Annotated in this window: 20 protein-coding genes and 1 pseudogene; 13 read left to right on the top strand and 8 right to left on the bottom strand. The window is 67.1% G+C overall.

Translation table 11 applies throughout. The annotated features are described in order from the left end of the window. Window positions 1-85: 85 nt before the first annotated feature. Both QRN34_RS14175 and QRN34_RS14180 read right to left on the bottom strand, forming a co-directional pair. Window positions 86-541 carry a YaiI/YqxD family protein gene (locus tag QRN34_RS14175; RefSeq protein WP_345782906.1) on the bottom strand — a complete coding sequence of 152 codons (456 nt, stop codon included), beginning with the start codon at window positions 539-541 and terminating at the stop codon, window positions 86-88. After that, window positions 541-1,416, bottom strand: coding sequence for a PhzF family phenazine biosynthesis protein (locus QRN34_RS14180; protein ID WP_285405364.1), 876 nt, complete (start codon window positions 1,414-1,416; stop codon window positions 541-543). Before QRN34_RS14180 ends, QRN34_RS14175 begins: the two co-directional genes overlap by 1 nt. A 137-nt stretch (window positions 1,417-1,553) precedes the next feature. Between QRN34_RS14180 and QRN34_RS14185 the strand changes: the two genes are divergently transcribed. The 5 genes and pseudogenes from QRN34_RS14185 (at window position 1,554) to QRN34_RS14205 (ending at window position 6,939) form a co-directional block, all read left to right on the top strand. Beyond that, on the top strand, window positions 1,554-2,159 hold the full coding sequence (locus tag QRN34_RS14185) for a rhomboid family intramembrane serine protease (protein ID WP_036141978.1): 606 nt from the start codon (window positions 1,554-1,556) through the stop codon (window positions 2,157-2,159). Window positions 2,160-2,326: 167 nt separating this feature from the next. Then, window positions 2,327-2,926: pseudogene (locus tag QRN34_RS14190) on the top strand (histone H1-like repetitive region-containing protein); the annotation flags it as partial. A 306-nt stretch (window positions 2,927-3,232) separates the two neighbouring features. After that, window positions 3,233-3,658 carry a hypothetical protein gene (locus QRN34_RS14195; RefSeq protein ID WP_285405507.1) on the top strand — a complete coding sequence of 142 codons (426 nt, stop codon included), beginning with the start codon at window positions 3,233-3,235 and terminating at the stop codon, window positions 3,656-3,658. 111 nt (window positions 3,659-3,769) lie between these two features. Continuing rightward, on the top strand, window positions 3,770-4,432 hold the full coding sequence (locus QRN34_RS14200) for a hypothetical protein (protein ID WP_285405367.1): 663 nt from the start codon (window positions 3,770-3,772) through the stop codon (window positions 4,430-4,432). Between the two features lie 143 nt (window positions 4,433-4,575). Further along, window positions 4,576-6,939 carry a DNA internalization-related competence protein ComEC/Rec2 gene (locus tag QRN34_RS14205; protein ID WP_285405369.1) on the top strand — a complete coding sequence of 788 codons (2,364 nt, stop codon included), beginning with the start codon at window positions 4,576-4,578 and terminating at the stop codon, window positions 6,937-6,939. A 20-nt stretch (window positions 6,940-6,959) separates the two neighbouring features. Here the strand turns inward: QRN34_RS14205 and QRN34_RS14210 are convergent, their stop codons facing one another. The 4 genes from QRN34_RS14210 to QRN34_RS14225 all read right to left on the bottom strand — a co-directional run bounded on the left by QRN34_RS14210 (window position 6,960) and on the right by QRN34_RS14225 (window position 9,821). Further along, a complete protein-coding gene (locus QRN34_RS14210) occupies window positions 6,960-7,724 on the bottom strand; it encodes a hypothetical protein (protein WP_285405371.1) in 765 nt (254 codons plus the stop codon). Beyond that, the gene (locus QRN34_RS14215) at window positions 7,721-8,263 is read right to left on the bottom strand and encodes a hypothetical protein (protein WP_285405373.1); all 543 of its coding nucleotides are present in this window, start codon (window positions 8,261-8,263) and stop codon (window positions 7,721-7,723) included. The genes QRN34_RS14210 and QRN34_RS14215 overlap by 4 nt, the downstream gene beginning before the upstream one ends. A 329-nt stretch (window positions 8,264-8,592) precedes the next feature. Further along, complete coding sequence (locus QRN34_RS14220; RefSeq protein WP_285405375.1) at window positions 8,593-9,327, bottom strand: hypothetical protein; 735 nt, start codon at window positions 9,325-9,327, stop codon at window positions 8,593-8,595. Continuing rightward, a complete protein-coding gene (locus tag QRN34_RS14225; protein ID WP_285405377.1) occupies window positions 9,324-9,821 on the bottom strand; it encodes a hypothetical protein in 498 nt (165 codons plus the stop codon). Before QRN34_RS14225 ends, QRN34_RS14220 begins: the two co-directional genes overlap by 4 nt. A gap of 278 nt (window positions 9,822-10,099) precedes the next feature. Here QRN34_RS14225 and QRN34_RS14230 point away from each other — a divergent pair, with 278 nt between their 5' ends. From QRN34_RS14230 to lpxK, 5 genes are all read left to right on the top strand, one after another. Further along, the gene (locus QRN34_RS14230) at window positions 10,100-13,468 is read left to right on the top strand and encodes a GH92 family glycosyl hydrolase (protein WP_285405379.1); all 3,369 of its coding nucleotides are present in this window, start codon (window positions 10,100-10,102) and stop codon (window positions 13,466-13,468) included. A gap of 81 nt (window positions 13,469-13,549) precedes the next feature. After that, window positions 13,550-14,209 (top strand): MotA/TolQ/ExbB proton channel family protein, encoded by a 660-nt coding sequence (locus QRN34_RS14235; protein WP_285405381.1) that lies wholly within the window; start codon window positions 13,550-13,552, stop codon window positions 14,207-14,209. A 3-nt stretch (window positions 14,210-14,212) separates the two neighbouring features. Beyond that, window positions 14,213-14,641, top strand: a complete 429-nt coding sequence (locus QRN34_RS14240) for a biopolymer transporter ExbD (RefSeq protein WP_036141963.1) — start codon at window positions 14,213-14,215, stop codon at window positions 14,639-14,641. Then, entirely contained in the window at window positions 14,638-16,413 is a 1,776-nt protein-coding gene (gene msbA, locus QRN34_RS14245; RefSeq protein WP_285405384.1) for a lipid A export permease/ATP-binding protein MsbA, read from the top strand. The genes QRN34_RS14240 and msbA overlap by 4 nt, the downstream gene beginning before the upstream one ends. 2 nt (window positions 16,414-16,415) lie before the next feature. Then, on the top strand, window positions 16,416-17,396 hold the full coding sequence (lpxK, locus tag QRN34_RS14250; RefSeq protein WP_285405386.1) for a tetraacyldisaccharide 4'-kinase: 981 nt from the start codon (window positions 16,416-16,418) through the stop codon (window positions 17,394-17,396). A 159-nt stretch (window positions 17,397-17,555) separates the two neighbouring features. On the opposite strand, the gene QRN34_RS14255 is transcribed toward lpxK, so the two are convergent. Beyond that, window positions 17,556-18,005, bottom strand: a complete 450-nt coding sequence (locus QRN34_RS14255) for a glycine zipper 2TM domain-containing protein (protein ID WP_285405388.1) — start codon at window positions 18,003-18,005, stop codon at window positions 17,556-17,558. Window positions 18,006-18,123: 118 nt separating this feature from the next. Between QRN34_RS14255 and QRN34_RS14260 the strand changes: the two genes are divergently transcribed. After that, window positions 18,124-19,563, top strand: a complete 1,440-nt coding sequence (locus QRN34_RS14260) for a deoxyribodipyrimidine photo-lyase (RefSeq protein WP_285405389.1) — start codon at window positions 18,124-18,126, stop codon at window positions 19,561-19,563. On the opposite strand, the gene QRN34_RS14265 is transcribed toward QRN34_RS14260, so the two are convergent. Next, the gene (locus tag QRN34_RS14265; protein WP_285405391.1) at window positions 19,502-20,986 is read right to left on the bottom strand and encodes an MFS transporter; all 1,485 of its coding nucleotides are present in this window, start codon (window positions 20,984-20,986) and stop codon (window positions 19,502-19,504) included. The two genes, QRN34_RS14260 and QRN34_RS14265, sit on opposite strands and share 62 nt — an antisense overlap. A 102-nt stretch (window positions 20,987-21,088) precedes the next feature. Between QRN34_RS14265 and ligA the strand changes: the two genes are divergently transcribed. Next, window positions 21,089-23,476, top strand: coding sequence for an NAD-dependent DNA ligase LigA (gene ligA / locus QRN34_RS14270; protein ID WP_285405393.1), 2,388 nt, complete (start codon window positions 21,089-21,091; stop codon window positions 23,474-23,476). Further along, a complete protein-coding gene (epmA, locus tag QRN34_RS14275) occupies window positions 23,473-24,426 on the top strand; it encodes an EF-P lysine aminoacylase EpmA (RefSeq protein WP_285405394.1) in 954 nt (317 codons plus the stop codon). The genes ligA and epmA overlap by 4 nt, the downstream gene beginning before the upstream one ends. The last annotated feature ends 219 nt before the right edge of the window (window positions 24,427-24,645 follow it).

Raw genomic sequence — 24,645 nt, forward strand, 5'->3', positions numbered from 1 at the left:
GCGAACCAGGCGTCCCGTAGGAGCGCACGCTGTGCGCGAAACCAGACGCCCCGTAGGAGCGCACGTTCGTGCGCGAACCAGGCCTCTAACCCTTCCCCCGCCGGGCAAGCCATGTATCCAGCTCATTGGCGAAGTTCTGCCGGTCGCGCGGATGCATGGCTGCCGGCCCGCCGGTGTTCACCCCCGCGCCGCGCAGTTCCTCCATGAAGTTGCGCATCGATAGCCGTGCCGCGATGGTGTCGCGGGTGAACATCTCGCCACGCGGATGCAGCGCCAGGGCGCCCTTCTCGATGGCGAAGGCCGCCAGCGGAATGTCCTGCGTCACGACCAGATCGCCCGGCTGCACGCGGCGGACGATTTCGTCGTCGGCGACATCGAAGCCGCCGGGCACCTGGATGGACTGGACGAACTTCGACGGTGGCGTGCGGATCCACTGGTTGGCCACCAGGGTCACCATCACTTTTTCGCGTTCGGCCGCCCGGAACAGGATGTCCTTGATGACATTGGGGCAGGCGTCGGCGTCGACCCAGATCTGCACGATCAGGCGTCCGTCCAGTCCACGTGACCGTCGACGATGGTGTTGGTGCGCCCGCCGACCCAGATGGCCTCCCCGTCGATGCGGATGATGAGGCGGGCGTCGTGGCCGATCTCCCGACCCTGGCTCACGATGTAGCCCTGGGCGAGCTGGCCGGTCCGGTCGCGTTCCGCCACGTAGGCCGCAATCAACCCGTTGGCGGCGCCGGAGGCGGGGTCTTCCACGATGCCCACGCCGGCGGGAAAGGCACGCACCGCCAGTCCTTCGGCCGATCGGGCGAAGACGCACAACCCGAGCGTGTCCGTGGCCAGGGCCAGTGCCCGGATGGCCGCGTGGTCGGGGCGCCAGGCGCGCAGCGCCGTCTCGTCGGCGAACTCGGCGACCCACCAGCGGCGGCCGCCTTCGACACAAGCTGGCGGCAGTACGCCCGGCTGTATGCCGTAGAGCACGCTGGAGAGGGCTTCGCCGCCGTGCGAGGCATCGCCGACGATGCGCGCCTTGGGCGACTGCACGAACAGTTCGCGATCCGCGCCCTGGCCCTCGACGCGGATGGGCAGGACGCCCGCTCCGCATTCCTGCCAGATCACCCCGGCGGCATCCGGCGTCACCAGCCCGGCATCCAGGGCGGCGTGGGCGCTGCCGATCGTCGGATGTCCGGCGAAGGGGATTTCCTTCGTAGGCGTGAAGATACGCGCCCGGTAGTCGGCACCGGCCGCGCGAGCGGGTAGCAGGAAGGTGGTCTCGACGAGGTTGGTCCAGTGGGCGAAGCGCTGCATCGCCGCGTCGGACCAGTCCTGTGCGTCGACGACGACACCGAGGGGATTACCACCGCCACGGCGGGCGGCGAAGACATCCAGCTGCTTGTAGCGAATCGAGGGCATGCGTGGAACCGGAGCGGTGGGGAAGGCCTGCATGATACCGGCCAGAGCGACGACGGGGCGGGGTACGATTCGACATCGGCGTCGGCACGCGCCAAGATGCGCGCTGGTTCGACCTGACGAAGGACGCGGTACCCCGCATGATCACGCTGCTCATCATCCTCGTGACCTGTGTGGTCTCGATCGTCGCCTTCCGTAACCAGCGCCTGCTGGACGATCTCATCCTCTGGCCACCGGCCCTGTCGCGCAGCCGCGAGTACTACCGGCTGGTGACCTACGGCCTGGTCCATGGGGACATGGGCCACCTGTTCTTCAACATGTTCTCGCTGTATTTCGTCGGGCGTGGCATGGAACAGCTGTTCACCCAGGAGATGGGCCCGCTGGGCTTTGTCACCTTCTACATCGGCGCGCTGATCTTCTCGATCCTGCCGTCGTATATCGCCAACCGGCGCAACGCCGGTTACCGCAGCCTCGGTGCCTCGGGCGCGGTGTCGGCGATCCTGTTCGCCTTCATCCTGGTCCAGCCCTGGGCACGGATCATCGTGTTCGTGGTGCCCATGCCGGCGATCCTGTACGCCGTGCTTTTCGTGGCCTATTCGGTCTACATGGACAAGCGTGGCGGCGACAATGTCAACCACAGCGCCCATCTGTGGGGAGCGGCTTACGGCGTCATCTTCACCGTGGCGCTGGAGCCGCGCATCCTGCCGTACTTTCTCCAGGCCCTGATGAATCCGCGCTTCTTCTGAGTGCGAACCTGAATTCTTCCCGCGCCGCGATGTGACTTCGGCCGACAGCTGTTACATCATGCAGTTGTCCGCGACGAACAGTTTTCTCCTTCCAGTCGTCCGGCACGTACGCGGGTTTCCCCGGTGGGGTAGTTCGCGTCGGCTTCTACCGCACGAGGAATGAACGCATGGCTACGATTCGAAAGTCCGCTGCGAAGACATCCGCGGCCAAGAAAAAGACGGCAGCGAAGAAAACCGCGGTCAGGAAGGCCGGTGCCGGCGCTGCTGCCACGAAGACCCCACGCACCGCCGCCACGCGGCCGGCGTCCAGGAAGGCCGCCCCCGCCCGATCGGCCGGTAAGTCCACGGCCCGGAAGGCTACGGTGAAGAAGGCTGCCGTGAAGAAGGTCGCGGGGACAAAAAGTGCCACCAGGAAGACGGCGGCGACGAAGCCCGCGGTCACGAAGACGGCTTCCAGGAAAGCCGTTGTCAAGAAGACAGCCGTCAAGAAAGCAGCCGTCAAGAAAGCGCCCGTGAAAAAGGCGGCTGTGAAGAAGACGGCCGTGAAGAAGACGGCTGTCAAGAAGACAGCTGTCAAGAAGACAGCGGTGAAAAAGGCGGCCGTGAAGAAAACAGCCACGAAGAAGGTTGCTTCACGGAAGGTACCTGCGACGAAGGTTGCCGCCAGCAAGGGTGCTGCCGGAAAGGTCGCCACGAAGAAAACGGCAACGAAGAAAACCGCTACGAAGAAAACGGCAACGAAGAAAACCGCTACGAAGAAAACCGCCGTGACGAAAACCGTCGCCACGCGGGGCGTCGCCAGGAAAACGGCCGCCAGTAAGGCGCCGGAGCGCAAGCCGGCCGGTCGGAAGACGACGGTAGCAAGACCCGTTGCCACCACGACGACAGGCAGGGGCACGACCACCCGTACGGCATCGAAGCAGGCCTCGCCCGCGAAGACTGCGCCGACGAAGTCCACGACGACGTCCACGGTCAGCCGCAAGACGACGGCAACGCCCCCGCCGAGCCGGAACGTCCCCGCTGCGAAGACCCCGGCACGTACCGACGCCACGGACCGTTCCGCCGCGGCGCACGTGGTCGAGCACAAGCCCGTGCAGCGTGCGTCCGAAACGAAGGTGGCACGTCAGCCGGCACCGGTGGCTGCGAAGCCTCGCGCCGTCGTCGCCAAGCCGGATCCGGCCGTGTCGAAACCGGCCCCGGTGGCCAATAAGCCTGAGCCGACGGTGTCGAAGCCTGCCCCTGCCCCTGCCGCGACCGACCACGAGCCGGTGCAGCACATCAGTCAGGAGGAAGCCGTTGCGCACATCCAGGCCCTGCTGGACGCCAAGCGTGAACGCGACCGGCAAGCGCCGACGTGGCCGACGGGTGATGCGGGACATGGCACGACGTCGTCCCCTTCGTCGGGCGACAACGGCCAGGCGTCGACGGCGCCCTCGCCCGAGGCGACCCACGCCAGCACCGCTCACGAGCGTGGCGATCAGCAGAAAAGCAAGGACTGACACCCAGTCTGAATGAAGCCGAAGGGTCGCCATGTGCGGCCCTTCGTGTTTTCTCGCCGTTCAATCGCAAGGGTGCAGTGTCGGTATCGTCGATGACCGAGGGGAAGTGCCATGCGAACCGTGCGAGCCACCGTACTTGCCCTGGTCATCTGTGCGCCACTTTCCGGCTGCTACTACGACCCTGGCTACGGTTACGTGCGTAATGGAACGGGTGGCGATGCCTACTACGGACAGGAAACAACGACCACGATCGTCGATCCGGGCTACGGCTACTACGACAATGGCTACGGTTACGGTCCCGGCTGCTGTTACTCCGGCGTAACCGTCGGAGCCGTCTGGTACGACTACGGCGGTCGCCGTTACTACCGCGGACGCGATGGCAATTACTGGGATCGCTCGGGCCACCGAGGCCCGCCCCCGGGTCGCGGCGGACCGCCCGGCGACCGTCCGGGCGGCTGGCAGGGGCATCGACCGGATCATGATCGTCCGGGTGGCGATCGTCCCGGTGGCTGGCAGGGCGGCCGCCCCGGCGGCGACCGCCCTGGTGGCTGGCAAGGGGGGCGTCCCGGCGGCGATCACCCCGGCGGCTCGCAGGGCGGTCGCCCTGGCGGTGACCGTCCCGGTGGTTGGCAAGGCGGTCGTCCGTCCCGTGACCCCAACGGCCAGGGGCCAGGTAACCGCCCGAGCAACGGCAACCCCGACGCGCGACCGTCGCAGAACCGACGGGACACGAACGGGCCACGCCGCATCGATCGCGACCACGACTCGCGTTAGGCCGCCCGCAACGTCGGGCCGCCGCAAGGCACGCATCACTCAGGTCGGCAGTCACATGATGAAGGCCAGCCTCCCGCGATACATGCGCGATCACGCGCAGCGCTGATGTTTTTGCAGCGAAAGCCCACAGAAGATCGTGGGCCATGTCTTTCGAATGGGCGCCTAGGCTGCAGGCTGACTCGTATCGGCTGGCCGCCTTGTCTCGGTATCCCCGTTTTTCCCTGGTTACCCTGGCCATAGCCGCGCTGCTCGGCTGCACGCTGGTACAAGCCGCACCGTGGCTGCCGTCATCGTCGCTGTGTCTCGCCGTCGTCATGGCGCTGCTCGTAGTGCTCATGCGCGTGCGAAACGATGTCGCTCGGCATGCCGTCACCGTGGCGCTATTTGCCGCATGGGCCGCGCTGCACGGAGCGCGCGGTGTCAGCGAGCGGTTGCCGCGCGAGAGCGAAGGAGAGGACGTCACCCTGGTGGGCCGGGTCGTCGATTTGCCCCGGCGCGTCGATGCCGACACGAGCTTTCTCTTCGTCCCGGACGCTATCGGTGACGCCACCGTCGTGCTTCGGGGCAGGGTGCGTCTGACCTGGTACCGGTCGGCATCGCCGCCGCGCCCCTGCGAACGCTGGCGATTGCGGGTTCGCCTGCGCCGTCCTCGCGGGTCAGTCAATCCCGGCGGTAGCGACGCCGAGCGCGTGGCCTTGCAGCGGGGCATCGTGGCAACCGGCTACGTTCGTCCATCGCGGGACAATCGCAAGGTATCCGACAGCGAATGCGTCGACGGGTGGCGTTCCGCTATCGCCGATGCCTTGGATCGTCAGCTGGGGGCCCGACGTGCCCGCGTAATCAAGGCCTTGTCCGTGGGCGACACGCGTGGGCTCGATGGCGCCGACTGGGACATCGCCCGCGCCACGGGGGTGTCCCACCTCATCGCGATCTCGGGGTTCCACGTGGGCGTGGCCGCCAGTGGCGGCGTGCTTCTCGTGCGCCTGATCTACGCAGTGTTCCCCTGGCTGGCGCTACGGCTTCCCCGGCCGGTGGTCCAGTCCGTCGCCGGCCTGCTTGTCGCCACGGGCTACGGCCTGCTGGCGGGCATGGGCCTGCCGACAGTGCGCACCTTGCTGATGATTGCCGTCATGGCCGCTGCCCATTGTCTGCGTCGTGGCGTCCACGGCGTGACCATGCTCGCCCTTGCCCTGGTCGCCGTGCTGGTCGCGTCGCCGCTTTCGGTGCTCTCCGCAGGCTTCTGGCTGTCCTTCGCAGGCGTCGGTTTCCTGATGGCATGCGTCGCGCCGCGCGCCGAGGGATGGCGCGGCTGGATCGGTGAGCTGCTGCGCGCCCAGGCGGCCATGAGTCTCCTTCTCCTGCCGATGTCCCTGTGGTGGTTCGGCAGTGCCTCGCTGGCCGGTTTCGCCGCGAACCTGGTGGCGGCGCCGCTGGTGAGCTTCCTGGTGGTGCCGCTTTGCCTGGCCAGTAGCGTGTTGCTGCCGTGGCCCGTGCTTGCCGCGCCCCTGCTGTCCACCGCAAGCGGACTGCTCGACGCCCTGTGGCATGGCCTCGCCCTGGTCGCGGCGTGGCCGGCCGCGCGACTGGGCGTGGCGGAAGCGGGTCTGGTTCCCGTCGTGCTCGCCACCTTCGGTGCGGCCTGGCTTTTCCTGCCGCGCGGCGTGCCACTGCGTGGCTATGGAAGTCTGCTCTGCCTGCCGCTGCTGATGCCGCCGAAGGCAGTCCCGACGCACGGTGCCTTTCACGCCTGGGTACTGGACGTGGGGCAGGGCCTGGCGGTGCTGGTGCGCACGCGCTCGCACACGCTGGTGTACGACACCGGACCGGCGTATGCGGGCGGCCGCGACGCCGGCGCGGGCGTCGTGTTGCCGTCCATCACGGCACTGGGGCTGGGCCCCGTGGATATGCTGGTCGTCAGCCACGGCGACCGCGACCATGCCGGCGGTGCCTCGTCGATCGCGGCACGTTATCCGCAGGCCCTGCGCCTGTCGGGTGAGCCACGCCGCCTTGCCTTCCCGGCACAGCGCTGCACGGCGCAGACCTCGTGGTCGTGGGACGGCGTGGTGTTCCGCTTCATCGACGTGCCGCGCGAGCGTTCGGGAAAGACCCCTGGCAACGACCGCTCGTGCGTCCTCTCGATCGAAGGCGCAGGCGGCCGCTTCCTCCTGACCGGCGACATCAGCGAACGCGCCGAGCGCCGCGTGGACGAGGATGCATGGTTATCCGAGCTGCCCACGGTGAGCACCGTGGCCCACCACGGCAGCCGTCACTCTTCGGGTGCGGGTTGGCTGGCTGCCGTCGAGCCCGTTCTCGCCGTGGCCTCCGCGGGCTACCGCAACCGGTTCGGGCATCCGCACCCGACGGTGGTGCGTCGTTTCGAAGCGGTGGGTGCGCGGATGCTGGTGACGGCGGGTAGCGGGGCGGTGCGTATCGATTTTCCGCTCCGCGTCGGGCCGAGGGTGGTTCGCGAATGGCGACTGGGCGAACGCCGCTACTGGCGGGAGTAGCGGCGTCGCGATCGCGGGCTTCAGATGACGTAGTCCTCTTGCCGGTAGGATCCCCGTTCGACCTTCAGTTCGACGCTGCCGTCGGCTAGCCTGACGTAGTATGAAACGTCGCCCTGAAGGTAGTTCTGCACGAGGTAGCCGCCGAGTCGGTATCGCGAGGCTTCATCCCAATAAGGGGGAAGCTTGACGTTCGCGGTTTCCTTGTAGAGCGACATCAGTTTGACCGATCCGTTGACCGTGTTACCAAGACCGGCATAGTTGATGCGTCTGAATCCACTGGCATTGACCGGGTCGATGACCTCGAATCCATCGGCATTGAGCGACTCGCTGCCGTGAAAATTTCCCTGGATATCCCAGGAACCGTTGTCTTCATCGTAGGTTCGTGCGACCTGCCGATTGAATGCATCGGCAAGCCGAGGCAGGCTACCGTCGAAGTTGAGTTGGTCCTCGACCCAGGCCCGCTCGTCGATCGTCATCTCGGTGTCGACGACTTTGAGCCGGCCGTCATCGTAGATCGTGTCGAAAGGCTTCTCCATGATGGTCGGCCGCAGCATCTTCATGGTCTGAAGCCTCGGCTCCAGTGCGTTCGCGAAATCGACGAAGCGATACTCGACGGCCTGCTGGTTGAGCCATCGGGTGTCATAGGTGCGCTGGCGATCTTCGTCGGATAACGGATGCTTGACGCAACCCCTGGCGCATAGTGTGTCCGGTGTCGTGGCCGGTGGCGGTTTAACCTTTGGCAACGAAGGTGGCGACCATGCAGGCAGTGCGCTCAATGCGTTCATGGCTGGTTCCCCCGGAAGCGCTCACGACACACATGCTGGAAGTTTGCCCCTTCGGGCGGCTGGCGGTCGTCGGCTGTTGTCGCCGTAACGGTTGCCCCGGGAACATAGGTGATATCCCAATACGCCGGCTTGTTGGATCGGCGGTGCACGCTGAGCGGACCCACGATACCAGGCCCTCGACACTCGCCGATCGGCAAGCGCACGGTCGCCATGCCGAGGGAATCGGTGATGGCATCGACCGCCGCAAGTTCCACTGCTTTCTTCGTCGTGCCATCGCGATCGAAGGCAACGATTCGGATGCGCTCGCCAGGCGCTGGGGTCTTGCCATCGGCCTTGAACGCCGCCGCCGTGACATCGAGGAATCGGGCGGCATTGGCGCCGCCCGGCATGCTGCCACTGCGCAGGCCCGGGGCGAGATGCGTGATGTTCTCGCGGCTGCCCGCGCGGGTGATGACGGCATGGGTGCTTGCCAGCGCCGTGGCGGTGGCAGCGGTGCATGCTATGCCCAGTACACATGCCATCGTCAATGTGTTTCGCATGTCGGTTTCCTCGCTGATAAGTGACGTTTCAACGTAGGTGGAAACCTTGCGGCCATCTGTCGGGCACGACCCTCGCGTCGCTTCGTTCCGTCACCCGTCGGACAGGGCGTTTAGTCGCCTTCGTCGTGGCCTTGCCCGCATCCCGCTCGCCCGAAACCCTGGCCGAGGCGGTGCGTACGGCCAAGGCCGATGTCGGTTTCACCGGGACGCTTCCTCCTGACCGGCGACATCAGCGAACGCGCCGAACGCCGCATCGATCAGGATGCATGGTTGCTGGTGACGGCGGGTAGCGGGGAGGCATATCAATTTCCCTTTCCACGGCGTGCCGATCATATCCAGAGACCCTTGTGCTGAAACGAACCCCGTTCGGTTTGCAGCTCAACGGTGCCGTCGGGACGTTTCACATAGCGCGACAGTTCACCATCCAGGTATTTCTGCACCAGATGCCCGCCCATGCGGTCACGATCCGACTCGTCCATGTAGCAAGGCAGCTTGTAGTCGCGCACATCGTTGCAAAGGGAAATCAACTTGACGGACGCATTGACCGTGCGATCCAGCCCCAGGTAACTGATGCTTTCGTTGAAGGCGTCGCCGTTCAGCGGGACGTGCCCGTGGAAAACGCCGGCCTCGTCCCAAGCGCCATTGTCTTCATCGTAGGTCCGGACAACTTGTCGGTTGAAAGCGTCTGCCAGCCGAGCTAACACCCCGTCGATATTCAGCTGCTCCTCTACCCATGCTTTTTCTTCATGGGTCATGTCAGTGTCCACGACCTTGAGTCGCCCGTTGTCGTAGATCGTGTCGAAGGGCTTTTCCATCAGATCAGGCCTGAGCATCTGCATGGTTTGCAGCCTGGGTCGCAGCGTATTGACGAAATCGACGAAGCGGTCCTGCACAGCTTTTATGTTGGCTATCTCGGTTTCAAACGTACGCTTCGAGTCGATCCGCGTGTTGAGTGAGTCCAGGCATTCCTTTGAGCCATCATGAGTACGCGAAGGTCTGGTTGGCGGTGAGGGGGGGATGGGTGCGACGTACTGCAGCGAATCGAGCGAAGCAGGCAGGGTCATGGACGTGCTCCGAGATACTGCTCACGACACACATGCTGAAAATTGGCCTCACGGACCGTAGTGTCGGGCGATGTCCTCGCTCTCACGATAGCTCCTGGAACATAGGTGATCGACCACCATGCCGGTCGGTTCGATGGGCGACGGGCCGTCACGGGTCCCACGATGCCCGGTCCCCGACATACGCCGATATCGAGGCGGGTGCGGGCCACACCCTGGGAGTTGGCTACGGCGACGGTCGTGGCCAGTGGGGTCCTGCGTTCAGCGCTCGCATCGCCATCGAAGGCCTCGAACGTGACGGACACGCCGGGTGCGGGTGTCGTGCCATCGGCCTGGAAGACCATCGCCGTGACATCGAGGAATCGCGCGGCATTGGCTCCGCCCGGCATGCTGCCGCCGTATAGGCCCGGGGCGAGATGCGTGATGTTTTCGCGGCTGCTCGCGTTGGTGATGACGGCATGGGTGCTCGCCGATGCCATGGCGGCGGTGCATGCCATGGCCAGTGCGCATGCCATCGTTGACGTATTTCGCATGTCGGGTGCCTCGCTGGTGGGTGAGGTCTCAACGTAGGTAGAAACCTTGCCGCCATCTGTCGGGCATGACCCCCGCGTCGCTGCGTTCCGTCACTCGTCGGAAGGGATGTTCATGCGCGTTCGTCGTGGCCTCGCCCGCGTCCTGCCGACCCGGAACACAGCCCCGGTTGTTGCACCGCAGTTTGACTTTCGAAATTTAGAACGATTTAAATGGCGATTCCGCACTTCCAGGGGCAACGCGCGTGACGCGAACGAAACAGGGTTGGAGCAGGACGGCATGGGTCGTCGGCATGATGACGGCCGTGGCCGGACCGGCGGGCGCCACGGCGGCGGCGCAGCGCTTCGACACCTCGTTCGAGCCCGGCGATCCCGCCCTGGTGACCCGGACTGCGGGTGGCCTGGACATCAGCCTGGTCGGCGGGCCGCCGGCCGAGGCGGTACTCACCGCCAAGGCCGATGTCGGCTTTACGGGCACGCATTCCCTGCGTTACGCCGGCAATTCCACGGGCGCGCCCAACGCCGCCCGCTTGTTCGATACCGATATCCGCGTGGGCGACGGCACAACGCTGTCCTGGCTGGTCTTTCCGCGGTCGAACAAGGACGACCTCGCCAATCCGGCGAACTATGTCGCGGTGGACCTGGTGTTCGACGACGGCTCGCGGCTGTCCACCATGGCGGCACGCGACCAGCATCGGGTGCGCGCGACCGCGAAGGGGCAGGGCGAAGGACGCGTGCTCTATCCCGACCAGTGGAACTACGTCAGCGTGGACCTGGGCGCGGTGGCGCGGGGACGTCGCGTCAAGGCGATCGAGCTGGTCGCCGATGCGCCGCCGGGCAAGGCCTTCGAGGGCTATGTGGACGACATCCGCATCGGCACCGTCACGCCGGTGAACAGCACACACCCCACCGACTATGTGGACACGCGCCGCGGTTCGAACGCGAACGCCAATTTCTCGCGCGGCAATAACTTCCCCGCGGTGGCCCTGCCGCACGGGTTCAATTTCTGGACGCCCGTCACCAACGCCGGGTCCAACTGGCTCTACCAGTACCAGGAGCGCAACGGGCCCGACAACCGGCCGCGGATCGAGGCCTTCGCCCTGTCCCACGAGCCCAGCCCGTGGATGGGCGAGCGCCAGACCTTCCAGGTGATGCCGGCGCAGGCGACCACGGGCGCACCGGCGTTGAAACGCGAGACGCGCGCGTTGTCGTTCGGTCACGACGCCGAGGTGGCCCACCCCGATTATTACCGGGTGCGTTTCGACAACGGCCTGACCACCGAGATCACGCCGACCGACCATGCCGCGATGTTCCGCTTCACCTTTACCGGCAAGCGATCGCAGCTGGTGTTCGACAACCTCAACGAGAAGGCTGAAGTCACGCTCGATCCGGGACATCGTGCCATCCAGGGCTGGTCGGACGTCCGCAGCGGCTTGTCCACCGGCGCCACGCGCCTGTTCTTCTATGCCGAGTTCGACCGGGACGTGGCCGACAGCGGTCGTCTCACGGGTGAGAAGCGCGATGCCGCCTCCGCCTGGTTCGGCTTCGACACCGCGAAGAAGGGCGATCGTACGGTCACGATGCGTATCGCCACCTCGCTGATTTCCGTCGACCAGGCCAAGGCCAACCTCGCGCAGGAAATCGCCACGACGGATACGTTCGACGGCGTGCGCGAGCGGGCCCGCAAGGCGTGGGATGAGCGCCTGGGCATGATTCAGGTGGAAGGCGCGACGCCGGACGAGCGGACCATCCTCTACTCGAACCTCTATCGGCTGTTCCTCTATCCGAACCACGCCTATGAAAACACCGGTACGAAGGACCAGCCCGTCTGGCGCTACGCCAGTCCGTTCTCCGCTGCGGCGGGCGTGAACACCGCCACGCAGACCGGCGCGCGCGTGGTGGACGGCCAGCCCTACGTGAACAACGGCTTCTGGGACACCTACCGCACCGCCTGGCCGGCGTACGTGCTGCTGACGCCGACCGAGGCGGGCAGGATGATCGACGGCTTCGTGCAGCAGTACCGCGACGGCGGCTGGATCGCCCGCTGGTCGTCGCCCGGTTACGCCGATCTGATGGTGGGCACCAGCTCCGACGTGGCGTTCGCGGATGCGTGGCTGAAGGGCGTGCGCAACTTCGACGTCGCGTCGTTCTACCAGTCCGCCATCCGCAACGCGTCCACCGTCAGTGACGTGAAGGGTGCGGGCCGCAAGGGCATCCAGCGTTCGTTGTTCAACGGTTACACCGACGACACGGTGAACGAAGGGCTGTCCTGGTCGATGGACGGCTACATCAACGATTTTGCCATCGGCAACCTAGCCGCGGCGCTGGCGAAGGACACCCCCTCGTCCGGCGGTTATGCCGCGTATGCGGACGATGCCGCCTGGTATCGCTCGCGGGCGCTGGGCTACGCGAACCTGTTCGACCCGGCGGTGGGCTTCTTCGTCGCACGCGATCCCGCCGGCAAGTGGCGCTGGAACGACAAGGACTTCAACCCGACGCGCTGGGGTGGCGACTACACCGAGACCAATGCCTGGAACATGGCCTTCCATGCGCCGCAGGATGGCGCCGGACTGGCCGCGCTCTATGGCGGCCGTGCCGCGCTGGCCGCCAAGCTGGACCAGTTCTTCACCACGCCCGGTACGTTCGATGTGGGCGATTACGGCGACGTGATCCACGAGATGCTGGAAGCGCGCGACGTGCGGATGGGCCAGTACGGCCACTCCAACCAGCCCTCGCACCACATCATCTGGATGTACGACGAGGCCGCCCAGCCCTGGAAGACCCAGGACAAGCTGCGCGACGCCGTGTCACGGCTGTACGTGGGCAGCGAGATCGGCCAGGGCTATCCTGGCGACGAAGACAACGGCGAGATGTCGGCGTGGTGGCTGTTCGGTGCCGCGGGTTTCTATCCGCTGCGCATGGGCACGCCGGAGTACGTGATCGGCGCGCCGCACTTCCCGCACATGACCATCCGCCTGGAAAACGGCGCGGCCATCGACATCCGCGCGCCGGGCGTCAGCGACACCAACCGCTACGTGCAGTCGCTTACGGTCAACGGCCAGCCCTGGAACAGCGTGACGCTGCCGCACGAGCTGCTGGCCCGTGGCGCCACCCTGGACTTCACCATGGGCTCTAGCCCGTCTACGTGGGGCACGGGCGCCGACGCGCTGCCGGCATCGATCAGCGCCGAAGGCAGCAAGCCCGCACCGCTGGTCGACCTGACCGCGGCGGGCGGCAAGGCCTTCGGTTCGGCGACGGCGGGCGAGCTGGCCAAGCTGTTCGACAACACTTCGGACACCACGGCCCACCTCGACGGCAAGGGGGCCAGCCTGGGCTGGCACTTCGATGCGCCGGTGACGGTGCGGATGCTCACCCTGACCTCGGCCACCACGGCGGCGGATGCCTCGGGCTGGGTGCTGGAAGGTTCCAGCGACGGCAAGCACTACACCACCGTGGACCAGCGCCAGGGGCAGGCCTGGTCCTGGCGTCGGCAGACGCGGGCCTTCGCCGTGGCGACACCCGGGGCGTACGCCTGGTACCGCCTGCGGCTGGTGGCCGCGAACCCGGGCGCGGGTATCGACCTGGGCGAGGTGGAGTTCCTCGGCCATCGGTGAGCGGACGGGCGGGGGCGTCCAGCCCCCGCCACGTGCCCTGCTATGATGTCGCCCTGACTCAAACGTACCTCCGGGGTTCACGTGCTCGAGATCCTTCTCGCTGGCGGCTGGGCATTGCTGCCGATCCTGATCTGCTCGCTGGTCGCCATGGCGATCGTGTTCGAACGCTTCTGGGCACTGCGCCGCGCGGCGGTACTGCCGCCAGGACTGGGCGACGAAGTGCGCCAGTGGGCGCGTTCCGCCCAGCTGGATGCCGGCCACCTCGCGGCGCTGGAGAAGGGCTCGCCCCTGGGTGAACTGTTCGCCGGCGCGCTGGCCGTGCGCGATCGCCCCCGCGAGATCATCAAGGAGCGGATCGAGGACAGCGGTCGCCATGTGGTCCATCGCATGGAGCGTTACCTCAACACGCTGGGCACCATCGCCCTCATCGGGCCGCTGCTGGGCCTGCTGGGCACGGTCATCGGCCTGATCCGCATGTTCATGGGCGTGATGGCCGGCGGCATCGGCGATCCCACGCGCATGGCCGGCGGCATCGGCGAAGCCCTGATCTGCACGGCGTTCGGCCTGATCGTCTCGATCCCGGCGTATGTCCTGCATCGTTATTTCCGCTCGAAGGTGGGCGGCTACGTGGTGCAGATGGAAAAGGAAGCCACCGCGCTGCTCGACGATCTTTCCGCCGCGCGTCCGGCCGCGCGCCGTCGTCCTGCGGCGGCGGATGCCGTCGCACCGCAGGCGGGTTGATCCATGCGCATCGGCTCCCGTCGCGAGGACGACTTCGAGATCAACGTAATCTCGCTGATCGACGTCCTGCTCACCCTGCTGATGTTCTTCGTGCTCAGTACCACTTTCGTCCAGCACTCCCGGCTCAAGGTCGACCTGCCCAAGGCGGATGGCGAGGCGCGCGAGGGCACGGACAACGCACTCAACGTGGTCATCGACCGTGACGGCCATTACGCCGTGGGCAGCGACGAAGTGATGGGCGAGGGCATCGAGCCCCTGAAGACGGCCATCCAGCGCGCCGCCGGCGACGACCGCAACCGCCTGGTGGTGATCCGTGCCGATGCGATGACGCCCCACCAGAACGTCGTGCGCGCCATGGATGCGCTGGGCCAGGTCGGCTTCACGCGGCTGTCCATCGCCACGACGCCTTCCGAAGGGACTGCCAAGCCGTGAACAGCTCCCGCACGTCGGTCTGGGATGCCCGGACCTGGCAGACCTACAAGCGCCTGCTCGGCTACACCCGGCGCTATCGCGCGGCGGGTATCGTCGCCATCGTCGGCATGATCATCGATCCGGCCTGCCTGTCGTTGTTCACCAACCTGTTGCAGCCGCTGATCGACAACCTGTTCATCGCACGCGACGCGCACACGATCTTCTGGATGCCCATCTGGATCATCGGCATCTTCGCGGTGCGCGGTGTGGCGTCTTATTGCACCGACTACGGCATCGCCTATGTCGGTCGCAACGTGGTGCAGGCCATCCGCATCGACGTGTTCGCGGCGTACCTGCGCCTGCCGTCCACGTTCTTCGCCAAGGAGCCGTCGGGCCAGCAGATCTCGCGCATCACCTACACCAGCGAGCAGGTGGCAGCGGCGTCGTCGGATTCGCTCAAGGTGGCGGTGACCGAGGGCCTGACCGTAGTCGGCCTGCTGTCGGTCATGCTCTACCAGAGCGCCTACCTGGCCATGGCGCTGCTGGTGCTGGTGCCGTGCGTCGTGGTGATCGTCACCGTGATCAGCCGCCGCTACCGCAAGATCAGCAAGCGCATCCAGGGCAACATGGGCACGGTGACCAGCGCCGTGGAAGAAGCCGTCGCGGCCAATCGCGAGGTGCGCATCTACGGCGGGCAGGCGCGCGAAGGCGACCGCTTTGCGTCCATCGCCGATCGCCAGCGCCGGCTCAACCTCAAGGTGTCGGCCACCAGTGCGGCGTCCAGCGCCACGATCCAGACCGTCGGCGCCATGGCGCTAGCCACGCTGGTGTTCCTGGGCACGCGCCCCGGCGTCATCGAGACCATCACCCCCGGCGTGTTCACGGCGGTGCTCACGGCCATGGGCGGCATGCTGCCGTCGCTCAAGCGCCTGGCCGGCATCCAGTCCAACCTGCAGAAGGGCGTCAGCGCCGCGGAAGACCTGTTCGCCATCATCGACGAGCCGGCGGAAGTCGATAACGGCACAGAGCCCCTCGTGCGCACCCGCGGCGATCTCCGCTTCGAGAACGTCCGGCTGGTCTACGAGCGCAACAACCATATGGCGTTGCGTGGCGTCGACCTGGTCTGCGCGCCGGGCACCGTCACGGCGCTGGTGGGGCGCTCGGGCAGTGGCAAGTCCAGCCTGGTCAGCCTGTTGCCGCGCTTCTATGAGCCGACCGAGGGGCACATCCTGCTCGACGGCCGCGACTACGCGCAGTACACCCTGGCCTCGCTGCGCCGGCAGATCGCCTGGGTCGGCCAGCACGTCGTGCTGTTCGACGACACGGTGGCCGCCAACATCGCCTATGGCGAAATGGCCGGCGCCTCCGAGGACGACATCGTGGCGGCAGCCCGCGCGGCCAACGCGATGGAGTTCATCGAGCGGCTGCCCGAGGGGCTGCACACGCAGATCGGGCAGGGTGGCAACTCGCTGTCCGGCGGCCAGCGCCAGCGCATCGCCATCGCGCGCGCCATCCTGAAGAACGCACCGATCCTCGTGCTGGACGAAGCCACCAGCGCGCTGGATACCGAATCCGAGCGCCTGATCCAGGACGCCTTGACCCGTCTCATGCGCGATCGCACCACGCTGGTGATCGCGCACCGCCTGTCCACCATCGAGCACGCCGATCAGATCGCCGTGATGGAACAGGGCCGCATCATCGAACTGGGCACGCACCGGCAGCTGCTGGACAAGCAGGGCCAGTACGCCGCGCTGCACCGGATGCAGTTCCACGAGCAGCCGTCCGAGGGCTGACCGTGGCCCTTGGCGATTCCCTGCAGCGACGGTGGTACGGCGGTGGGTCACCCCCGCTGTGGACACGTCCGCTGGAGGCGCTGTACCGCGCCGTGGTGCGCCAGCGCGCGCGGCGCTTTCGCCGTGATCCCTCGGCCGTGATCAGGCTGTCGGTGCCCGTGGTGGTGGTCGGCAACATCACCCTCGGTGGCACCGGCAAGACACCGCTGATCGTTGCGCTGGCCCACGCCATGCGCGAGCGCGGTTTCCACCCGGGCATCGTCAGCCGCGGGTACGGTGGCAGTGAACGCGGCCCATGGCTGCTCGGCCCGGAGGATGCGCCGGCGAAGGTCGGCGACGAGCCTGCGCTGATCCGTCAGAGCGGCTTTCCCGTCGCCATCGGCCGCGAGCGCCCCGAAGCCGCGCAGCTGCTGATCGACGCGGGGTGCAACCTGATCCTCGCCGACGACGGCTTGCAGCACCATAGGCTGGGCCGTGACGTGGAGATCTGCGTCATCGACGGTGAGCGCCGCCTGGGTAACGGCCACCTTTTGCCCGCGGGCCCGCTGCGTGAGCCCGCCAGCCGGTTGGCGCGGGTGGATTTCATCGTGGTCAACGGCCATGCCGCGCAGCCCGGCGAGATCGCGATGAGCCTGCAAGGTGGCATCGCCGTCAACATGGTCGACCCGTCGCGTAGCGTGCCGCTGGCGGAATTCGCCGGGCGACCCGCGCACGCGGTCGCCGGCATCGGTCACCCGGCGCGCTTCTTCGCCAGCCTGGCAGCGCAGGGGATCACGGTGGATGGACATCCGTTCGCCGACCACCACGCGTTCACCCGTGACGACTTCACCTTCGCCGATGGGTGTCCGGTGCTGATGACCGACAAGGACGCGGTGAAGTGCCGGGATTTCGCGCGTGACAACTGGTGGCGCGTGCCGGTGAGGGCGGTGTTGCCGGCGTCGTTTTACGATGCGGTGGCGGCGAGGGTGGCGGGTCGGTCTTGATATGAAAAAACCCCAGAGCGGATGGGATCCGGCTCTGGGGTTTTCGGTGCTAGCGTGGTGTTGTCGCCTTGAGGCTGGCGTGGCGTAGACCGGGGTCGCGCACATCGTGCGCTCCTACACCACTTATGCGCGATCCTGGATCGCGCACATCGTGCGCTCCTACTGGACGCGGGAGACGTTGCCGTTTTCGTCGACGACCACGATGTCGCCCTGGCGGATGGCGCTGGCGTCCTTGACCTGCACGTTGCTGTAGCCGCCGGCGCCCATCTTCAGGCGGAGGGTGTAGCTCTCGCTGCCGCCGCCCTTGCCGATGGCGTTGCCGGCGAAGCCGCCGCCGACAGCGCCGCCGACCGTGGCCAGCTTGCGGCCGTTGCCGCGACCGACCTGGTTGCCGAGCACGCCGCCGGCGATGGCGCCGATGACGGCACCCGCGGTGCCGTGGTCACGGCCCTGGACGACGTTGTGCTCGATGCTCTGCACCACGCCGCACTGGTCGCAGCGGACATAGATGCCGTCGCTGCGGGTCAGCGTGGCGGCCGACGCGGGAGCGACTACCGCCGTGGCGAGAAGGGCGGCCAGGGGAAGGCCTAGGATCGTCTTGATATGCATGGAGTCACTCCTCAATCGACGGCGGAAACAGGGGCCGTAGTGGCTCCAGTCTAAGCATTGCTGCTGAATGGATGGCGAGCGCGATCCGCGCTTCACGCAAACCTTGGATACTAGGTCGATGACTATCGCCCTCATGTGGTTCCGCCGCGACCTGCGGCTTGCCGACAATCCCGCCCTGGTGCAGGCACTCGCGGCGCACGACCGGGTCGTGCCGCTCTACATCCACGCGCCGGACGAGGAGGGCGAATGGGCGCCGGGTGCGGCCGGGCGCTGGTGGCTGCACCATTCGCTGGCGGCGCTGGATGCCTCGCTGGGCAAGCACCGGGGCGCCCTGCAGATCGGCCACGGGCCGAGCCTCGATGCGCTGCGTGCGGCGATCGAGTCCACCGGCGCGACGGCCGTCTACTTCAACCGGCTGTACGAACCGCGGGTGATCCGGCGTGACAAGGCCGTGCGCAAGGCCCTCGAAGCCGACGGCATCGACGTCGCCTCGTTCAACGCCTCGCTGTGGTGCGAACCCTGGGAGGTCGCGACGAAGCAGGACGAACCCTATCGGGTGTTCACCCCCTTCTGGCGCAACCTGCGCACGCGCATCGATGCCGTGGCTGCCGTGGAGGCGCCCGCGTCGATGCACCTGGGCGCGCTGCCGGGGTCCGTTGCACTGGACGACCTGGGCTTGCTGCCCACGCGCGACTGGGCCAGGGGCTTCGACGCATGGACGCCCGGCGAGCAGGGCGCGCAGGACATGCTCCAGCTCTTCGCCGACGATGCCGTCGGGCACTACGTCGAGGGGCGCGACCTGCCGGCGCGCCACGGCACCTCGCGCCTGTCGCCGCACCTGCACTGGGGCGAGATATCGCCGCTGCAGATCGCCGCGGGCCTGCGCGCCCACGCGGCACGACACAAGAAGGCGCCGGACATCGAGCCCTACCTGCGCCAGCTGGGCTGGCGGGAATTCGCCCACCACCTGCTGTTCCATTTTCCGAAAACGCCCAGGGAAAACTTCAACCCGAAGTTCGACACCTTCCGCTGGGCCCCGCGCGACGCCCATGCGTTGCGCCGCTGGAAGCGAGGCATGACCGGCATTCCCATCGTGGATGCGGGCATGCGCGAGCTGTGGGCCACGGGCTGGATGCACAACCGCGTGCGCATGCTGGTGGCCAGCCTGCTGACCAAGAACATGCGCCAACACTGGGTGCTGGGTTCGAAGTGGTTCTGGGACACGCTGGTCGACGCGGATCTGGCCAACAACTCGCTGGGCTGGCAGTGGGTGGCCGGCAGCGGAGCGGACGCGGCGCCGTACTTCCGTATCTTCAATCCCGTGACCCAGTCCGAGCGGTTCGACAAGGACGGCGCGTACATCCGGCGCTGGGTGCCCGAGCTGCGCGACGCGCCAGGCCGGCTGGTGCACGCGCCATGGGAAGACCAGGCGTTCCTCAAGGCCTCGGGTTACCCCAGCCCGCTGGTGGACCTCAAGGCCACCCGCGAGGACGCACTCACGGCGTACCAGGCGTCGCGGGGCGGTCGGACGCTGTCCGCGGATCGTGCAGGCGACTGAAGATCCAGCTGGCCGCCAGCGTGATCAGGCCCAGGACGATCACGGTCCAACGGAAGGCCCAGACATAGCCCTGCGCGTTGTGCGAACCGAGGAACGCCGCCATGAGCAACGACGCCAGGGCGATACCGAAGCTCATCGACAGGTATTGCGCGGTCGAGGCCATCGACGAGGCCTGCGATGCATCGCGGACGTCCAGGTCCACGTAGGCCAAGGTGTTCATCGACGTGTACTGCAGCGACATCACCGCGCCGTAGACATACACGAAGATGACGGTGATCCAGGGCGGCGTATCCGCCGAGAGCAGGGCGAACGAACACAGCACCGCCGACACGGCAAACGTGTTGCCCAGCAGCAGGCGCCGGTAACCGAACCGGGTCAGCAGCCGGTTGATGAACGGCTTGACCGTGATCGAGCCGATGGCCTGCGGCACCATCATCATGCCGGCCACCAGTGGCGACCAGCCGCAACCGATCTGCAGGAACAGCACCAGCAGCAGGTACATGCCCGACACGCCCAGCCGGGTGAACAGGTTGCCGGCCAGCGAGACCCACACGCTGCGCACCCTCAGCAACGACAGGTCGCTGACCGGGAACGCGGTGCGCCGGCTGTGCCGCACGTAAAGCACGGCGCTGGCCACCGCCGCCGCCGCGTAGCCGGCCACCTCGGGCCAGTGTCCGCGGCTGCCGGCCGTCTCCGCCGCCATCAACAGCAGCGCGGACGCACCGGCGAACAGGATGAAACCGGTGGTGTCGAAGCGATGGGCCTGCTCGAGCCGGTATTCGGGCATCTCTCGCCGGTTCAGCAGCAGCCCGACGATACCCACCGGCACGTTGATCAGGAAGATCAGGCGCCAGCTGGTGAACTCCACCAGCGCGCCGCCGATCAGCGGGCCGACGACGGAACCGAGCAGGCCGAACGTGGCCACGGTGGTCATGGCGCTGACGAACTGGCGGCGGTCGATGCTGCGTACCAGCACGTAGCGTCCCACCGGCATCAGCGCAGCGCCGCCCAGCCCCTGGACGATGCGCGCGGCCACCAGCTGCGGCAGGCTCTGTGCCACGCCGCACAGCAGCGAACCGATGGCGAACACCAGGATGGCGCCGCCGAAGACCCGCCGCGTGCCGAAGCGATCGCACAGCCAGGGGCTCATCGGGATGAAGATCGCGAGGGTGAGCACGTAGCTGGTGAGCGCCGTGCGCATGCTCAGCGGGGTCACCTCGAGCGCCTGCGAGATGGCGGGCACGGCGGTGTTGACGATCGTCGCGTCCAGCGCCTGCATGAAGAATGCGGCCGACACGAGCCAGATCAGGCCGCGATAGCGGGCCTTGCTGGAGGGCTCCGCCGGGGCGAGGGCCGGTCGGTCGGTGGGCAGGGCGTGGACGTCGGTGGACGCGGTACTGTCTATGACGTCGTAAGGGGGCATGGTTTGCACGATTATAGCCGATGGCCTTCTTGCATTTGCGGCAGCTTCAGCCGACAGTTCAGGGTCGTGTCTGCCCCGCACCCGCCCTCACGGACCCTGCACATGCCGCAACCCACCGCCCCCGAGACCGAAGCTGCGCGTGCCGCTGAACTGCGCCGCCGCATCGAGGATGCGAACTATCGCTACCACGTGCTCGACGAGCCCGACCTGTCGGACGCCGAGTACGACCGCATGATGCGCGAGCTGGAAGCGCTGGAAGCCGAGTACACGGACCTGGCCGCGCTCGACTCGCCCACCCGTCGCGTCGGTGCCCGTGCGCAGGGTGGCTTCGCGGAGGTGGCTCATGCGCTGCCCATGCTGTCGCTGGGCAACGCGTTCGAGCAGGACGGGGACGACGATCGCACGCGTTACCGCGAGGTGGCCGATTTCGAGCGCCGCATCGAACAGACCCTGGGGCGTCGCCAGCCCGTGTTCTCGGTGGAGCCCAAGCTGGATGGCCTGGCCATCAGCCTGCGTTACGAAGAAGGCGTATTCGTGCAGGGCGCCACGCGCGGCGACGGCGCGGTGGGTGAGGATGTAACGGCCAACCTGCGCACGGTCAAGGCCATTCCGCTGCGCCTGCGTGGCGAAGGCTGGCCGCGCCTGCTGGAAGTGCGTGGCGAGGTGATCATGCCGCGTGCCGGTTTCGAGGCCTTCAACGCGCGGGCGCGCGAAGCGGGCGAGAAGCCGCTGGCCAACCCGCGCAACGGCGCGGCGGGCTCGCTGCGCCAGCTCGATCCGGCGGTGACCGCCCGGCGCCCGCTCGCGTTCTTCGCCTATGCCATTGGCCGTGTCGATGGCGGCGAGCTGCCCGATACGCATTCGGCCACGCTGGCGAAACTGCGCGAATGGGGTTTTCCCGTGTCGCCGGAAGTGTCCACGGCAAAAGGCTTCGACGGGCTGATCGCCTATTTCCGCACCATCGGCGACAAGCGCGACCGCCTGCCGTACGACATCGACGGCGTGGTCTACAAGCTGGACGACTACGAAGGCCAGCGCGAGATGGGCTTCGTCTCGCGTGCACCGCGCTGGGCCATCGCGCACAAGTATCCCGCGCAGGAACAGATGACCACCGTGGAGGCGATCGAGATCCAGATCGGCCGTACCGGTGCGGCCACTCCGGTGGCGCGTCTCACGCCCGTACAGGTCGGCGGCGTCACCGTGACCAACGCCACGCTGCACAACGCCGACCAGGTGGCACGCCTGGACGTGCGCATCGGCGACACCGTGATCGTTCGCCGCGCGGGCGACGTGATTCCCGAGGTGGCCCGCGTGGTCGAAGAGCGCCGGCCGGCGAACACGGTGGCGTGGCGAATGCCGGCCACCTGCCCGGTGTGCGGTTCCGAGTTGCTGCGGGAAGAGGGCGCGGCGGCGTTCCGCTGTTCGGGCGGGCTGGTCTGTGCCGCGCAGCGCAAGGAGGCGCTGATCCACTTCGCCTCGCGTCGCGCGATGGATATCGACGGCCTGGGCGATCGCTTCGTCGACGCCCTGGTCGAGTTCGACATGGTGAAGACGCCGGCCGACCTGTACGCGCTGACCATCGATGACTTCATCCGGATGAAGACCCTCGCCGACGAGCGCGACGGATCGACGCCGGAGACGGTGAAGCAGGGCAAGGTGGCGACGAAGTGGGCCGACAACCTCGTTGCGGCCATTGAGAAGAGCAGGACCACCACGCTGCCCAGGTTCCTGTTCGGCCTGGGCATCATGCATATCGGCGAAAGCACGGCCAAGACACTGGCGTCCTGGCTCGGCTCGATCGAACACGTCCGCAAGGCTCCCGCGCCGGTGCTGCGCGTGTTGCCCGATATCGGTGACGAGGTCGCGACGTCGATCGAGGCCTTCTTCGGCCAGGACGGTAACAACGACGTTGTCGACGCGCTGCTCGGCTACATTACCTTCACCGACGAGGGCGAGCCGTCGCCGAAGCTGCGCGAGCGGCTGGGCCTGGACGTGCTGCTGGATGCCGCCAAGGTGTCCAAACTGGGCCCGAAGAGCACGGCCACCCTGGCCAGGCACTACGCCAACCTCGACGACATGATCAAGGCCGGTGAGCACCAGTGGATCGTGGCCGGCGTGCCGCAGGCCGCCGCGTCCAACCTCATGGCGTACCTAGGCGACAAGGCGAACGCCACCGCCATCCGTGCGCATGCCGCGGCCATGCAGGCGCTGGCCGCCGCGCTGCCGGCCAAGGCCGCCGCGGCGTTGCCGCTCGAAGGCATGACCTACGTGATCACCGGCACCATGGAAACGCTCAAGCGCGACGACGCCACCGAGCGTCTGGAAAGTCTCGGTGCCAAGGTGGCCGGCTCGGTCTCGAAGAAGACCACCACCGTCTTCGCCGGTGAAGCCGCCGGTTCCAAACTGGACAAGGCAAAGGAACTGGGCGTGCCGGTGGCGACGGAGGCCGACCTGATCGCGTTGCTTGCCAAGCATGGGGTGGCTCCGTGAGCGAACTGGCGGCACTGCGCCTGCGCGCGGACACCTATGCGCACATCCGTGCCTTCTTTGCCGAGCGCGGCGTGCTGGAGGTGGAAACACCCATCCTTTCCGCCGCGGGCAACACCGATCCGAACATCCGCAGCTTCACCACCCGGTTCAGCGGCCACGTGGATGCCGGCGCGCGCGAACGCTGGCTGCGCACTTCGCCCGAGTTCCCGCTGAAGCGTCTGCTGGCTGCCGGTGCGCCGGACATCTACGAACTGGGCCGCGTGTTCCGCGACGGCGAGGCGGGTGGGCGCCACAATCCCGAGTTCACCATGCTGGAGTGGTACCGCGTGGGCTGGGACGACACGCGGCTGGCGCGCGAGGTGATCGACCTGCTCCAGCGCGTGCTGGTGCAGGCCGGCAGGACCGTCGCTATCGTGGAAACGACCTACCGGGGCCTGTTCCACGATGCGTTGGGTATCGACCCGCTCGTGGACCCGGTCGATGTGCTGCAGGGCGCGTTGCAAGGCACCACCGTGATCGACGGCGACGGCCTGGAGCGCGACGACTGGCTCGACCTGCTACTGACCCACCGCCTGCAGCCCGCATTCCCGCGCGACCGGGTGACCGTGGTGCGCGATTTTCCGGCGAGCCAGTGCGCCCTGGCGCGCATACGCCCCGGTGAGCCGCCGGTAGCGGAGCGCTTCGAGGTGTATATCGGGCCGTACGAGGTCGCCAACGGTTACCACGAACTCAACGCCGCCGCCGAGCAACGTTCGCGCTTCGTGCGCGACAACGAAAAGCGGCGCGCACGCGGCGATCGCGAGGTGCCGCTCGACGAACCGCTGCTGGCGGTGCTGGATGCGATGCCCGCCTGCGCGGGCGTGGCGCTGGGTATCGAACGGCTGCTGATGGTGCTGGCCGGCACGGATGCGATCGCCGATGTGCTGGCGTTTCCGTTTGCGCATGCATGAAATGGTAACTGTAGGAGCGCACGCACGTGCGCGATACGGCTCAGCGTCGATCCACGGGATTTACGGGATTTACGGGATTCGCCGGGTTCACGCGCCAGGATGGGGGTATGGCCTCAACACATGTCGCGCACGTGCGTGCGCTCCTACATTTCAGGCCGCGGCCATTTCAAGCCGCGGCACCCTGGTAGGAGCGCACGATGTGCGCGACATGTGTTGGGG

Source organism: Luteibacter sp. ME-Dv--P-043b (assembly GCF_030209605.1).
In the GTDB taxonomy this organism is placed as follows: Bacteria; Pseudomonadota; Gammaproteobacteria; order Xanthomonadales; family Rhodanobacteraceae; genus Luteibacter.